Source organism: Aureibaculum marinum (assembly GCF_003813905.1).
GTDB lineage: Bacteria > Bacteroidota > Bacteroidia > Flavobacteriales > Flavobacteriaceae > Aureibaculum > Aureibaculum marinum.
The window spans coordinates 1-14103 of record NZ_RPFJ01000008.1 but is presented as its reverse complement, the minus strand read 5'-3'; the positions used below and the strand labels follow the sequence as shown (position 1 = coordinate 14103).

Below are 14103 nucleotides of genomic sequence, written 5' to 3'. Positions count from 1 at the left end.
AAGAGAATTAAACTTATTTCTGAAAAAAAATAAAGAGTAAATTATTAACGTTAAAATATATTCATTCTACTATTAATCATTTTAGTTATGATTAATGATGAATAACTCAAACTAACAATAACTATGAAAATACTAATTATTAATGCGGGGAGCTCTTCTATAAAATTTCAATTGATTGATATGCCAATTCAAAAGGTACTCTGTCAAGGTCTTGTGGAACGCATCGGTCAACAAGATTCTATTTTTAACTTTAAAACAGATAAAGATGATTTGCGTATTGTCGAAAAAATATCCTCGCATAAAGTAGGTTTACATAAAATTGCTGATTATTTATTAGATTCTGAGAAAGGCGTAATCTATAATACCGAGGATATTGATGCTATAGGTCATAGAGTTGTTCATGGAGGAAATGATTTTTCTGATACTACATTAATTACATCTGAAATTAAAAATAAAATAAAATCATTAAACGCTTTAGCTCCTTTGCATAACCCTCATAATTTAGAAGGCATTTTACTTACAGAACAAATTTTTCCTAGTGCAAAACAGATTGCTGTTTTTGATACCGCTTTCCATCAAACCATACCTTTAAAAGCAAAAAAATATGCTATTAATAATTCTTTTTACAAAGAAAATAAAATTCAACTATATGGTTTTCATGGAATTAGTCATAAATATGTAACTCAAAAATCCTTATCTTATCTTAATAAAAAGAATTCTAAATTAATTGTTATTCATTTAGGTAATGGTTGTAGTATAACAGCTGTAAAAAATGGAAAAAGTATTGACCATAGTTTAGGTTTTGCTCCTGGTAATGGATTAATAATGGGCTCTAGAAGTGGCGATATTGATCATTCTATTATTTTTCATTTAGTAAATCATTTAGGTTATAGTTTAAATGAAGTAAGTAAAATTTTAACAGAGAAAAGTGGTATGCTAGGGCTAACAGGTTATAGCGATTTAAGGGAAATTGAAGCTCAAGCTGAAAAAGGAAATGAAGAATGTTTATTAGCCTTAGAAATGAATGCGTATCGTGTTAAAAAATATATTGGAGCGTATACTGCTGCTATGAACGGATTAGATGCCATTGCTTTTACTGCTGGCATTGGAGAAAATTCAAGTATTTTAAGAGGAATGATTTGTAACAATATGGATTATTTTGGTATAAACTTAGACTCTGCTAAAAATGAAATTAGGTCAAAGGAATTGAGAGCAATTAATACAGAATCTTCAAGAGTTAAAATTTTAGTAGTACCAACTAATGAAGAGATTGAAATAGCAAAACAAACATTTGAACTCTGTAACAAAAGTTACGAAAAAATTATCAATTAGCATTAATTTTGTAGTGTTGATTTTAATTTGAAGGGATAAGTCATTTATATAGGATGCTTATCCTTTTTTTATTATAACAATGGGCTAAACAACCTTGCAAACCCTTCCAAAATTTTATTATAAAACGCTCGATTGTTATGCTCTTTTAATGTTAATAGACTACTCTTATCACAATCACTTAAAAAGTTTTTAGAGATCTCTTTAGCTACTTTTTTATCATATATCAAAGCATTAGTTTCAAAATTTTGCTCAAAACTTCTATGGTCAAAATTACCCGAGCCTACAGATACAATTTCATTGTCTGAAATAATAATTTTACTATGTAAAAAATTACTACTTCTATAAATTTTCACACCAACATTTAACAACTCTTTAAAGTAAGACTGCATACTATATTTGGCCAATATAGAATCAGATTTTTGAGGTACTAATAACTTAATTTGCACACCACTTAAAGCGGCCATTTTAATACCTTCTAGTAAAGGTCTACTTGGCATAAAGTAGGGATTTGCAATATAGATTGACTCCTTAGCAATATCAATTAGCCCAATATATTGATACAAAATTGTAGGATAATTAGAATCTGGTCCACTTGCAACAATTTGTACAACTGAATCTCCTTTATTTTCAATTACGGGATGATATTTGTCTTCTAATAATTCTTCATTATTTGAAGCAAAATAATAATCTTTAATAAAAATGTTTTGTAAACTTTCTACTGCAGGTCCCTCAATACACAAATGTTCATCATCCCAAATACCTAATTCTGATTGAGAACTAACGTATTTATCACTAATATTCACGCCTCCTGTAAATCCAATATCACCATCTATAACTATAATTTTTCGATGATTTCTAAAATTAATAGCAAAAAGTATAGAACCAAATTTAATAGGCATAACTGGATAAGCCTCTACTCCTATTTCTTTAAATTTTTTTATTGATTTTCTTTTTAAACCAAAACTTCCAATAGCATCATAAATCATTCTAATTTCTACCCCTTCTGCAATCTTTTTTTTAAAAATTTGATAAATTTTCTCTAAAACATCTCCATCTTCAAAAATATAGAATTGAATATGAATAAACTTTTTAGCAGTTTCTAGTTTTTGAAACATAGTTCTATAAGCATCAGCACCATTATTAAGTACTGTAACTTTATTACCTTCTATTGCCGGAAATTTTGAACTATTTTCTAATAATTCAGCTAGTTTTCTATGTTCTAATGATTCAAATAAAACTTTATTCTTTGACAAATTGTGTTTTAAATGTTTTTTGTCGTATAACTTTCTCTGAACAGTACGTTTTAATGTAAAAATTTTAAATTCTCTTCTATTAACACCAAACAGTAAATAAGCTATAGCACCCGCAAATGGAATAAAAATAATTACCAATATCCATCCTAAAGATCTTGACGGATTAGAACCATATAGAATTATACTACCTACAGCAATAAAGGCAATTACAAAATAAACAACAAATAAAAGGGTTAGCATATAATATATATTCAAGACTATCTTTAAAGATACAACAATTGATGCGTTAGTCTTTCATAAAATTAGAACAATCTCTTAAAAAGTTACATTTTTTTAACTTTAAAAGCCTACTCAGGATACTCGATACGCAAATGATAAATGTTATTTAATTTCTTTTTAATTACTTTTTTTATGGTTTGTATTTCTTTAAAAGTAATATCAGCATTCATAAATTGACCATTGGCCATTTGGCTATCGACAATTTTTTCTATAAGGTCGTCAATTAATTGTGCAGTAGGTTCTTTTAAACTTTTTGACGCTGCTTCTGAAGCGTCACACATCATTAAAATGGCTGTTTCTTTTGAAAAAGGAATAGGTCCCTTGTAAGAAAAGTCTTCAATTTTTAAATCTTCAGGATTTTCCTTTTCTTGTTGCTTGTAAAAATAATACACTAATGAAGTACCATGATGTGTTCTGATAAAATCTATTATTCTTTCAGGTAATCGATATTTTTTTGCAATTTCTACCCCATCAATAACATGATCTATAATTATTTTAGCACTATCTTTTGGAGTTAAATCGTTATGAGGATTTACACTAGTGGTTTGATTTTCTGTAAAATACTTAGGATTTACCATTTTTCCTATATCATGATACAAAGCTCCTGTTCGAACTAACATTGCATTTGCACCAATTTCATTTGCAGATGCTTCTGCCAAATTTGCTACTTGTATAGAATGTTGAAAAGTACCTGGGGCTTTTTCTCCCAATTCTCTTAATAATTTAGAATTTGTATTGGAAAGTTCTAACAACGACACATCTGAAACCAACCCAAAAGCCTTTTCGTAAATTAAGATTAGAAATAGAGCCATAAAAGACAATACTCCATTTAAAGCAAAAAGAATAAAATACTCCCAATTTATCTTTAACATATTACCTTCTTGAATTATAGAAAAAGCAAAATAGGCAACCATATAAACCAACGTAATTTGGCTAATAGATATAAATAAATTAGCTCTTCTATGTAATTCAGACACAGTTAAAATGGTTATAATACCAGCAATAATTTGTAAAAAGATAAATTCGAAGCTATTAGGTACAATAAAACCTAGCAGTAAAACCGTTAATACATGTGTAAATAATCCCAATCTTGCATCAAAAAAGGCCTTAATAACAATAGGCAAAATTGGTAATGGAACCACATATAAATAATCTACTTTATACTTAACTACCAAAGTTACAAGGAGTATCATTAACACGATATTAAAAAATATAAAAGTAACTTTTGTATTATCTTCAAAAATAAAAGACCTGTATTTTTGTAAAAAAAGCAATAACATTAATAAGTTAAGAGCTACCAATAACGCATAACCAAAAACAATCCAATTATAATTTGATTGATTCCATACTTGAGAAATATATTCTTTCTCTAACGAAGTAAGTATTCTAAACTTAAGTCCTTCTACCACATCACCTTTAGAAATAATTCGTTCTTTTTCTCTAACTAACCCTTCTGTTAATGATATTTTATTCAACTGATCTTGTAAAATTTTATCCGTCAATTCTTCATCAAAAAAAATATTTGGTTCTAAATATTGAACAAGTAATGGTGTTAAATAAGTATCTAAAGTTTTATACTTCGATTTTTCAATATAATCGTTAATAAACTGTGCTTTTTCTTTTGAAGTAAAAAAATTATCAAAAACAACATCAGAAATAACATTGCCTTTTCTTAAAGCTACAAGTTGTTTTTCCGTTACCCTATTAACATCGTTTTCATTTATATATCCCTTTTTATAAATAATATCAACTATATTATTTACAAAATTAAGTACCTGTTTGTTAGAATAACTTTTAAGGATTGAGTCTTGTGTGTTATTAGTTATTTTATTTTCTATTTCTTTTTTTACTTTATTGCTTATTTCTTCTTTATACGTAAAGTAAAGTTTCTTATTTGAAGTAATACTTTTACGCTCTTCTTCAATTTTTTGTTCAGATTTTTGAATGGCAAAATCAAAAGGAGCATATAAATTTTCGTATTGCCAAGGTTTTCCATTATGGAATTCGTATTTAAAATGACCACCTTTTGGAAATAGATATACAATAGCAACTGTAGTTACTATAAATAAAACTATTTTATAAGCTAAAGCATGATTTTGATATAAAGTATTTAAAAAATTTTTGAAGTTGAATTTTTTCATTAGTTTATCTTCTACTGCAATTTAAAACTAAATTAGTAATTATAATAATTTACAAAGTACTGCATTTATTTAATAATAACTGTAAAAATAACTAAATTCGCAAAATCAATCCTTTATTAAGAACTAAAGTATAAAGAAATTGGTTTCTTTACTTTATTTATAAAAAGAGATACAGATATATAAATCTATTTTTAAATATGAAAGAAGTTGTTATAGTTTCAGCAGTTCGAACTCCTATTGGAAGTTTTTTAGGAAGTTTATCTAGTATTACTGCCACTAAATTGGGTGCTACCGCTATAAAAGGTGCTTTAGATAAAATTAATTTAAAGCCAGAAATGGTTGATGAAGTTTTAATGGGTTCTGTTTTGCAAGCCAATTTAGGTCAAGCCCCAGCAAAACAAGCTGCACTTTATGCCGGCATTCCAAATACGGTTCCTTGTACTACAGTTAATAAAGTTTGTGCATCTGGTATGAAAACGATTATGCAAGCCGCTCAAGCAATTAAACTTGGTGATGCTGAAATTGTTGTAGCTGGAGGTATGGAAAATATGTCAATGGTACCACATTATCTCAATGGAAGAACTGGAAAAAAAATGGGCAACATTGCAATGGAAGATGGCCTTTTAAAAGATGGATTAACTAATGTTTATGACGGCAAGCACATGGGTACTTGTGGCGATTTATGTGCAACTGAACATAACTTCTCTAGAGAAGACCAAGATAATTTTGCTATTACCTCTTATAAAAGATCTGCTAAGGCATGGCAAGAAGGTAAATTTAAAGATGAGGTTGTACCTGTTGAGGTTACTCAACGTAAAGGAGATCCTTTAGTTATTAATGAAGATGAAGAGTATAAAAACGTAATGATGGATAAAATTCCAAATTTACGACCAGTATTTAGTAAAGAAGGTACAGTAACTGCTGCCAATGCTTCTACATTAAATGATGGTGCTGCTGCTTTAATATTAATGAGTAAAGAAAAAGCTACGGAATTAAATTTAACTCCATTGGCTACAATTAAAGGATATGCTGATGCATCTGTTGAGCCTGAATGGTTTACTATTGCTCCTGCAAAAGCATTACCTAAAGCAATAGCAAAAGCCAATATAACATTAAAAGATGTTGATTTTTTTGAATTTAATGAAGCTTTTTCTGTTGTTGGCTTAGCAAACACTAAAATTTTAGGCTTAGATAGTGAAAAAGTAAATGTAAATGGAGGTGCCGTTTCTTTAGGGCATCCATTAGGGTGTTCTGGAGCAAGAATTGTAGTTACTCTTATTAATGTTTTAAAACAAAATAATGGTAAGTTTGGTGCTGCAGCTATTTGTAACGGTGGTGGTGGTGCAAGTGCAATAGTAATTGAAAACAACTAAGCATTCTTAATGAAATACGGCATTTGCAACTTAAGTACGATACCACTTCGCATGATTTCTGATCATACTAGCGAAATGATTTCTCAATTGCTCTTTGGCGATCATTATAAAGTAATACAAGAAAATAAAGAGTGGGTAAAAGTTAGATTGGAAATTGATCAGTGTGAAGGTTGGATAGAAAATAAACAACATACTGAAATTTCTAAAGATTATTTTGATGATTTAAACAATTCAGACTTTGTTGTTTCTAATAATTTAGTTGATTTTATTGAAGATGAAAATCACCAATTGACTTCAGTTGTTTTAGGGTCTCGCTTGCCATTTTACAATAATGAGTCTTTTAACATACTAGATAAATCTTTTAGATTTGAAGGAAATGTAACCTCCAATAAACGCTCTAAACAATCTATAGTTAATTCAGCCTTTTTATATGCAAACACTCCTTTTTTATGGGGAGGCAAAACACCTTTTGGCATTGACAGTTCTGGTTTTACTCAAATGATTTATCGTTTAAATGGCTATTTTTTAAAGCGTAAGGCTGCTGAACAAGCCTCTCAGGGTGAAGTTTTAAGTTTTATTGAAGAATCAGAACCTGGAGATTTAGCTTTTTTTGATGATAGTGAAGGTGAAATTACACATGTAGGTATTATTTTAGCCAATCATCATATAATTCACTGTAGTGGAAAAGTTAGAATTGATTTGTTAGATCACAGTGGGATTTATAATAAAGAATTAAGAAAACATACACACAAGTTACGAGTTATTAAGAAAATTTTTTAAACGCAAAAGTGTTTAGCTATAAACAAAAAAATGCCCTCTGAAATCAGAGGGCATTTTTTATACTCTAATTAAATACTATTAATTATTTAGAAGCATCCCAAATAGCTTTCATTTCTTTGTATTTATCTGTCATTTCCAGATTCTCATACATACTCATTAATGTTCTAACCACATCTATATTATCTTTATTAAGACTATGTGCTTTTTCAAAAAATGGCAATGCTTTTTTATACAAATCCATTTGTTTTAACTTAATTTCGTCGTATTTTTTAAAGTTACTTAAGTTTTTATTCATTTCTTCAACTAAAACTTTATCTTCCTCTAAAACTAAAGCTCCCATATTTAAATATGCATCAGCATAATTAGGATCTAACTCAATAGCTTTTTCATAATTAGCTTGAGCTTCTTCTAATCTACCTTGTTCTTGATTAATTACACCAACATTAAAATGTAAACTAGGATTTGTAGGGTCGTTTTTAATAGCTTCTTTCATTAAAGCTGCAAATTCATCTTTATTTCCTAATTTTAATTGAATATTAGCTTCTGTAAAAATTAAATCAGAATCATCAGGATTTACTTTTCTAGCTTCTTTAACAGCTGTAATAGCATTTTCAGTTTCTCCTTTTTCTACTAGAATTAGAGCAATATTTTTAACAATATCAGCTTTTTTAGATTTTGAAGTTTCTGATTTAGGATCTTTATATTTACCACTTTTAACCATTAAGTCCATTTGTGCTTTAGAGCCAAAATTCTCAACTTCTTTAGTTTCAACATTGGTAGCTGAATATGTAGTAGCAATACCAGTATATCCTAATTCTTTTAATTGTCCAAAATATTTTAAAGAAGTATCAAAATCTTTATCTAAATAAGCAGCTGTTGCAGCATACTCTAAGAAAACTGTATCTTTTTTACTTAATTCATAAGTTTGAAAAAGTGTTTTCTTAGCCGCACCATAATCTTTATCTTGATACTGTTTAATACCTTTGTTAGAAACATCACTTATTAAAGCATTTAATAAAGGTTGAGCTTCTTCAGTATATTTTGCTTTACCTATTTTCTTTTCATAATCTAGAAGTTCAGTAAATGTATTAGCTGCTACATCATAAGCATTAGCATCTAAAGTAGGTTTCTTTTTACCTATATCATAATATGTTTTAGCCTTTAAAAAATAAAATTTTGCTTTTAATTTTTCATCAGCATTAGCAATTAATCCTTCGGCTTGATCAACGGCAGCTTTAGCTGTAGCTAAATCATCCTTTTTTAATGCTTTTTCCGCACTCTTTAATTCATCTTTTTGAGCGAATATTGACAAACTCATAGAAACTGCCAACATCGATAATACTACTTTTTTCATCTTTGTTTAAAATTTAGTGTTCACTTTTCTTTTATTCTTCTTGATCACTAGTTTGATCGGTTTGGTTATTTTCAATATCCGTGCCAAGCTCTTGAACTTCGTCTTCATCCTCATCCTCACGTACTACTTTAGCCACAGCCGCAATAGAATCATCACCTTTAATATTAATTAACTTAACACCTTGTGTTGCTCTACCCATTACACGTAAATCAGACACTGCCATTCTAATAGTAATACCTGATTTATTAATAATCATTAGATCATCTTCGTCAGTAACATTTTTTATAGCAACTAATTTACCAGTTTTTTCTGTAAGATTAATGGTTTTTACTCCTTTTCCTCCTCTATTGGTAATTCTATAATCATCCAATTTAGAACGTTTACCATATCCTTTTTCAGAAACAACCAACACATCGCTCTCCATATCATTTAATGAAATCATTCCAACAACTTCATCATTCTCATCTTGTAATCGAATACCTCTTACACCAGAAGCATTTCTACCCATTGGTCTTGTTTTACTTTCTTCAAAACGGATTGCTTTACCAGATTTAACAGCAATCATAATATGACTGTTACCATCAGTAAGTTTAGCTTCTAACAATTCATCATCATCTTTAATAGTGATTGCATTAATACCATTAGATCTTGGTCTTGAGTACTGTTCTAGTAGCGTTTTCTTGGTTTGACCATTTTTGGTAACCATAATAATGTAATTGCTATTTACATACTCTTCATTTTTAAGGTCTTGAGTACATATAAATGCTTTTACCGTATCGTCAGGATCAATATTTACCAAGTTTTGAATGGCTCTTCCTTTAGAGGTTTTACTACCTTCTGGAATTTCATAAACTCGCATCCAAAATACTTTACCTTTTTGAGTAAAGAACAGCATATATTGATGATTTGTTGCCACAAATAAGTGTTCTAAGAAATCTTCATTTCTAGTAGCTACACCTTTTTGTCCACGTCCTCCTCTATTTTGAACTTTGTACTCATCTAAATTAGTACGTTTTACATACCCTGCATTTGAAATTGTAACAACAACTTGCGTATCTGGAATCATATCTTCAATACTAACATCTCCACCTGCATATTCAATTAATGAACGACGCTCATCACCATATTTCTCTTTTATTTCAATTAACTCATCTTTAATAATGTTCATCCTTCTAGACTCATTGGCTAAAATATCCTTTAAGTCTTCAATTAATTTCATTATCTCTTCATATTCAGCTCTTAATTTGTCTTGCTCTAATCCAGTAAGCTGACGCAATCTCATTTCAACAATTGCTTTAGCTTGAATTTCAGTAAGTTCAAATTTTTCTATTAAATTCGCTCTTGCTTCGTCAGCATTTTTAGAAGCTCTAATAATACGTATTACTTCATCAATATTATCAGAAGCTATAATTAATCCTTCTAAAATATGAGCACGAGCTTCTGCTTTATTTAATTCAAACTGAGTTCTACGAGTTACAACATCATGTCTATGATTTACAAAATGTTTTATTAAATCTTTTAAGTTTAATAATTCTGGTCTACCATTAACTAAAGCAATATTATTAATGCTAAATGAAGTTTGTAATGCAGTATATTTGAATAGTTTATTTAAAACGATATTAGGAATAGCATCTTTTTTTAATACATATACCAAACGACGTCCTTTTCTACTAGTCTCATCACGTACAGAAGCAATACCTTCAATTTTCTTTTCATTAACTAATTCTGCCGTTTTTTTCATTAAATCGGCACCATTAACTTGATATGGCAATTCGGTAACCACAATACATTCTCTACCATTTACTTCTTCAAATACAGTTTTTGCACGCATAACTATACGTCCACGTCCTGTATGAAAAGCATCTTTTACACCATCATAACCAAAAATTGTACCTCCAGTAGGAAAGTCAGGAGCTTTAATATATTGCATCAATCCATCAACATCAATATCTTTATCATCAATATAAGCTACAATACCATTTATTACTTCCGTAAGGTTGTGAGGAGCCATATTAGTAGCCATACCTACGGCAATACCAGAAGCACCATTTACTAATAAATTAGGTATACGAGTTGGTAAAACAGTAGGTTCTTGTAAGGTATCATCAAAATTTAGACGATGCTCAACGGTATCTTTTTCAATATCAGCAAGCATATCTTCTGATATCTTTTTCATTCTCACCTCGGTATAACGCATTGCTGCAGGACTATCACCATCAGCAGAACCAAAGTTACCTTGACCATCAACCATTTGATAACGCATGCTCCAATCTTGAGCCATACGCACCATGGTATCATAAACAGATGTATCACCATGTGGATGATATTTACCTAAAACTTCACCTACTACTCTAGCAGATTTTTTATGTGCCCCAGTTGCTTTAATTCCTAATTCATGCATCCCATACAATACCCTTCTGTGTACTGGTTTTAAACCATCTCTGACATCAGGTAACGCTCTAGATACAATCACTGACATTGAATAATCAATGTAAGACGATTTCATTTCATCCTCAATATTAATTGGGATTAATTTTTCACCTTCTTCCATAAAACTTTATCTATTTTTTGTTTTAAATTTAAGAGAGCAATATACAACAAATCTGATTTTTTAAAGTTATATAATTTTGTATTTATTATCATTATTTATTAACAATTAACACTAGTAAACATACTGTTTTTCATAAATTTACTGACATGTTAAAAGTTCGGTACAACTTTTGCAATTATTATTCAAAAAAATCCAGTAATTTTACCTTATAAAATATAAAAAATGGACGATAATTTTTCACCTAAAGTTAAAGATGTAATAGCGTATAGCAAAGAAGAAGCATTACGACTAGGACATGATTTTATTGGTACGGAACATTTAATGCTTGGCTTATTACGTAAAGCGAACGGTGATGCAATTGATATACTAAATGCGTTGGATATTGATTTAGCTATGCTGCGAAAAAAAATTGAAAGTTTGAGTCCAGCAAATACTGACAATACGACAGGTAACAATAAAAAAAGTTTACATTTAACAAAACAAGCTGAAAAAGCGTTAAAAACAACTTTTTTAGAAGCTAAATTATTCAAAAGCAATGCGGTAAGCACAGCTCATTTATTATTATGTGTATTGCGTAATGAAAACGACCCTACAACTAAATTGTTAAATAAGTTTGACATTGACTACAACGAAGTAAAAACACTATTTACACAATTATTTACAGAAGATGTTGATGTCACTGAAACACCAACTGCTGAAACTGATAAAGGAGATGATTTTGACGAACCTAAACAAAATCCGTTTGGAAGTACTGGCGGTGCCAAACCTACTAAATCTAATATTAAATCTAAAACTCCTGTATTAGATAATTTTGGTCGTGATTTAACCGCATTGGCCGAGGAAGGAAAACTAGATCCGGTAGTTGGACGAAAAAAAGAAATTGAACGAATTTCTCAAATATTAAGTCGTAGAAAAAAGAACAACCCAATATTAATTGGAGAACCTGGCGTTGGTAAATCTGCCATTGCTGAGGGGTTAGCATTGCGTATCATTCAACGTAAGGTTTCACGTATTTTATTTCACAAACGTATTGTATCTTTAGATTTAGCTAGCTTAGTTGCGGGCACAAAATATAGAGGTCAGTTTGAAGAACGCATGAAAGCTCTAATGAATGAATTAGAGAAAAATGATGATATTATTCTATTTATAGACGAAATACATACCATTGTTGGTGCCGGTGGTGCAACGGGCTCTTTAGATGCATCTAACATGTTTAAACCTGCGTTAGCCAGAGGTGAAATTCAATGTATTGGTGCTACAACTCTTGATGAGTTTAGACAAAATATTGAAAAAGATGGTGCTTTAGAACGTCGTTTCCAAAAAGTAATGGTTGAACCTACTTCTGTTGAAGAAACCATTCAAATATTAAACAATATCAAAGATAGATACGAAAATCATCATAATGTAGTATTTACTGACGAAGCTATTGAAGCTTGTGTTACCTTAACAAATAGGTATATGACAGATCGGTTTTTACCAGACAAAGCAATTGACGCCTTGGATGAAGCTGGTTCTAGAATACATATTACCAATATAGTTGTACCAAAACAAGTACTTGAATTAGAAAGACAACTAGAAGAAGTTAGAGAGCTAAAAAATAGCGTTGTAAAAAGTCAAAAATACGAAGAGGCTGCACGCTTACGCGATGATGAAAAACGTATAGAAAAAGAGTTAGAAATTGCTCAAAAAGAATGGGAAGAACAATCAAAATTACATAAAGAAACTGTAACTGAAGATAATGTTGCTGAAGTAGTTTCTATGATGACAGGAATACCTGTAAATAGAATTGCTGAAGCCGAAAGTGCAAGATTGGCTGATTTACCCAACTTAATTAAAGGTAAAGTAATTGGACAAGACGAAGCTGTTTCTAAAGTAGTTAAAGCTATTCAAAGAAATAGAGTTGGATTAAAAGACCCCAATAAACCAATTGGTTCTTTTATCTTTTTAGGACAAACAGGTGTTGGTAAAACGCAATTGGCTAAAGTTTTAGCGAGAGAATTGTTTGACTCTCCAGATGCTTTAGTACGGATTGATATGAGTGAATACATGGAGAAATTTGCAATTTCTAGATTAATTGGTGCACCTCCAGGATATGTTGGTTATGAAGAAGGCGGACAATTGACTGAAAAAATACGTCGTAAACCTTATGCTGTAGTATTGCTAGACGAGATTGAAAAGGCTCATCCTGATGTATTTAATATGCTATTGCAAATTTTAGATGATGGTTATATTACAGATAGTTTAGGTCGTAAAATTGATTTTAGACATACCATTATAATTATGACCTCTAATATTGGAGCTCGTCAATTAAAAGATTTTGGTACTGGTGTTGGTTTTGGTACAGCTTCTAAAAAACAACAAGCAGATGCAAATGCTAAAAGTGTAATAGAAAACGCTTTAAAGAAAAGTTTTGCTCCTGAATTTTTAAATAGAATTGACGATGTAATTGTATTTAATGCTTTAGAAAAAAAAGATATTCATGCCATTATTGATATTGAATTAGAAAAATTATTAAATCGTATAGATGGTTTAGGGTATCACCTTACTTTAAGTGAAAAAGCAAAAGATTATATTGCTGATAAAGGTTTTGATCGTCAATATGGTGCAAGACCTTTAAAAAGAGCCATTCAAAAATATATTGAAGATGCTCTTGCAGAAGAAATTGTAAATGCTAAACTTAAAGAAAATGACTCTATTTTTATGGATTTAGATGAAGAAAAGCAAGAGTTAACAATTAAAATAAAAAAAACGAAAAAATCTATAGAAGAAAATAAAGAAGAGTAATTCTAAGATTAGGTTTGGTGTTTTAATTTAAGAGAAAATACCCTAAACGTAATTTTACATAACTATAAAAAAACAAAAACTAAGACCAGTTAAAAAGTCTTAGTTTTTGTTTTTAATACATACTCTTTTAAAATTAATACCTAAGCACTTTTATTTTTACCTAGCATTAACAATTCATTTACTACAACTTCTGTACTATACTTTTTAGTTCCTTCTTTATCTTGGTAACTTCTAGTAGTTAATTTACCTTCTACAG

9 protein-coding genes are annotated in these 14103 nt (G+C 29.8%); 4 read left to right on the top strand and 5 right to left on the bottom strand.

Annotated features, from left to right (window positions below; translation table 11 throughout):
- Positions 1–123 precede the first annotated feature (123 nt).
- Positions 124–1332 (top strand): acetate/propionate family kinase, encoded by a 1209-nt coding sequence (locus EGM88_RS07090; protein WP_123897289.1) that lies wholly within the window; start codon positions 124–126, stop codon positions 1330–1332.
- 71 nt (positions 1333–1403) lie between these two features.
- Here EGM88_RS07090 and cls read toward each other — a convergent pair whose 3' ends face one another.
- Both cls and EGM88_RS07080 read right to left on the bottom strand, forming a co-directional pair.
- Entirely contained in the window at positions 1404–2825 is a 1422-nt protein-coding gene (gene cls / locus EGM88_RS07085; RefSeq protein ID WP_123897288.1) for a cardiolipin synthase, read from the bottom strand.
- A 107-nt stretch (positions 2826–2932) separates the two neighbouring features.
- Positions 2933–5005 carry an HD family phosphohydrolase gene (locus tag EGM88_RS07080; RefSeq protein WP_123897287.1) on the bottom strand — a complete coding sequence of 691 codons (2073 nt, stop codon included), beginning with the start codon at positions 5003–5005 and terminating at the stop codon, positions 2933–2935.
- Between the two features lie 197 nt (positions 5006–5202).
- On the opposite strand from EGM88_RS07080, the gene EGM88_RS07075 reads away from it, so the two are divergent.
- Both EGM88_RS07075 and EGM88_RS07070 read left to right on the top strand, forming a co-directional pair.
- Positions 5203–6378 (top strand): acetyl-CoA C-acyltransferase, encoded by a 1176-nt coding sequence (locus EGM88_RS07075; RefSeq protein WP_123897286.1) that lies wholly within the window; start codon positions 5203–5205, stop codon positions 6376–6378.
- A gap of 9 nt (positions 6379–6387) precedes the next feature.
- Positions 6388–7158, top strand: a complete 771-nt coding sequence (locus EGM88_RS07070) for a C40 family peptidase (protein ID WP_123897285.1) — start codon at positions 6388–6390, stop codon at positions 7156–7158.
- Positions 7159–7240: 82 nt separating this feature from the next.
- Here EGM88_RS07070 and EGM88_RS07065 read toward each other — a convergent pair whose 3' ends face one another.
- Positions 7241–8512: a tetratricopeptide repeat protein gene (locus tag EGM88_RS07065; protein ID WP_123897284.1), complete on the bottom strand. Its 1272-nt coding sequence runs from the start codon at positions 8510–8512 to the stop codon at positions 7241–7243.
- A 31-nt stretch (positions 8513–8543) separates the two neighbouring features.
- On the bottom strand, positions 8544–11063 hold the full coding sequence (gyrA, locus tag EGM88_RS07060; RefSeq protein ID WP_123897283.1) for a DNA gyrase subunit A: 2520 nt from the start codon (positions 11061–11063) through the stop codon (positions 8544–8546).
- Positions 11064–11285: 222 nt separating this feature from the next.
- Here gyrA and EGM88_RS07055 point away from each other — a divergent pair, with 222 nt between their 5' ends.
- On the top strand, positions 11286–13847 hold the full coding sequence (locus EGM88_RS07055; protein ID WP_123897282.1) for an ATP-dependent Clp protease ATP-binding subunit: 2562 nt from the start codon (positions 11286–11288) through the stop codon (positions 13845–13847).
- A 140-nt stretch (positions 13848–13987) separates the two neighbouring features.
- On the opposite strand, the gene EGM88_RS07050 is transcribed toward EGM88_RS07055, so the two are convergent.
- A partial coding sequence (locus EGM88_RS07050) for a single-stranded DNA-binding protein (RefSeq protein ID WP_148084083.1) occupies positions 13988–14103 on the bottom strand: 116 nt, incomplete at its 5' end.

What these genes read in the sequence shown, in the direction of transcription:
- gyrA (WP_123897283.1), bottom strand. Translation starts at nt 11,063, where the DNA reads ATGGAAGAAGGTGAAAAATTAATCCCAATTAATATTGAGGATGAAATG.
- EGM88_RS07065 (WP_123897284.1), bottom strand. Translation starts at nt 8,512, where the DNA reads ATGAAAAAAGTAGTATTATCGATGTTGGCAGTTTCTATGAGTTTGTCA.
- EGM88_RS07090 (WP_123897289.1), top strand. Translation starts at nt 124, where the DNA reads ATGAAAATACTAATTATTAATGCGGGGAGCTCTTCTATAAAATTTCAA.
- EGM88_RS07070 (WP_123897285.1), top strand. Translation starts at nt 6,388, where the DNA reads ATGAAATACGGCATTTGCAACTTAAGTACGATACCACTTCGCATGATT.
- EGM88_RS07080 (WP_123897287.1), bottom strand. Translation starts at nt 5,005, where the DNA reads ATGAAAAAATTCAACTTCAAAAATTTTTTAAATACTTTATATCAAAAT.
- EGM88_RS07075 (WP_123897286.1), top strand. Translation starts at nt 5,203, where the DNA reads ATGAAAGAAGTTGTTATAGTTTCAGCAGTTCGAACTCCTATTGGAAGT.
- cls (WP_123897288.1), bottom strand. Translation starts at nt 2,825, where the DNA reads ATGCTAACCCTTTTATTTGTTGTTTATTTTGTAATTGCCTTTATTGCT.
- EGM88_RS07055 (WP_123897282.1), top strand. Translation starts at nt 11,286, where the DNA reads ATGGACGATAATTTTTCACCTAAAGTTAAAGATGTAATAGCGTATAGC.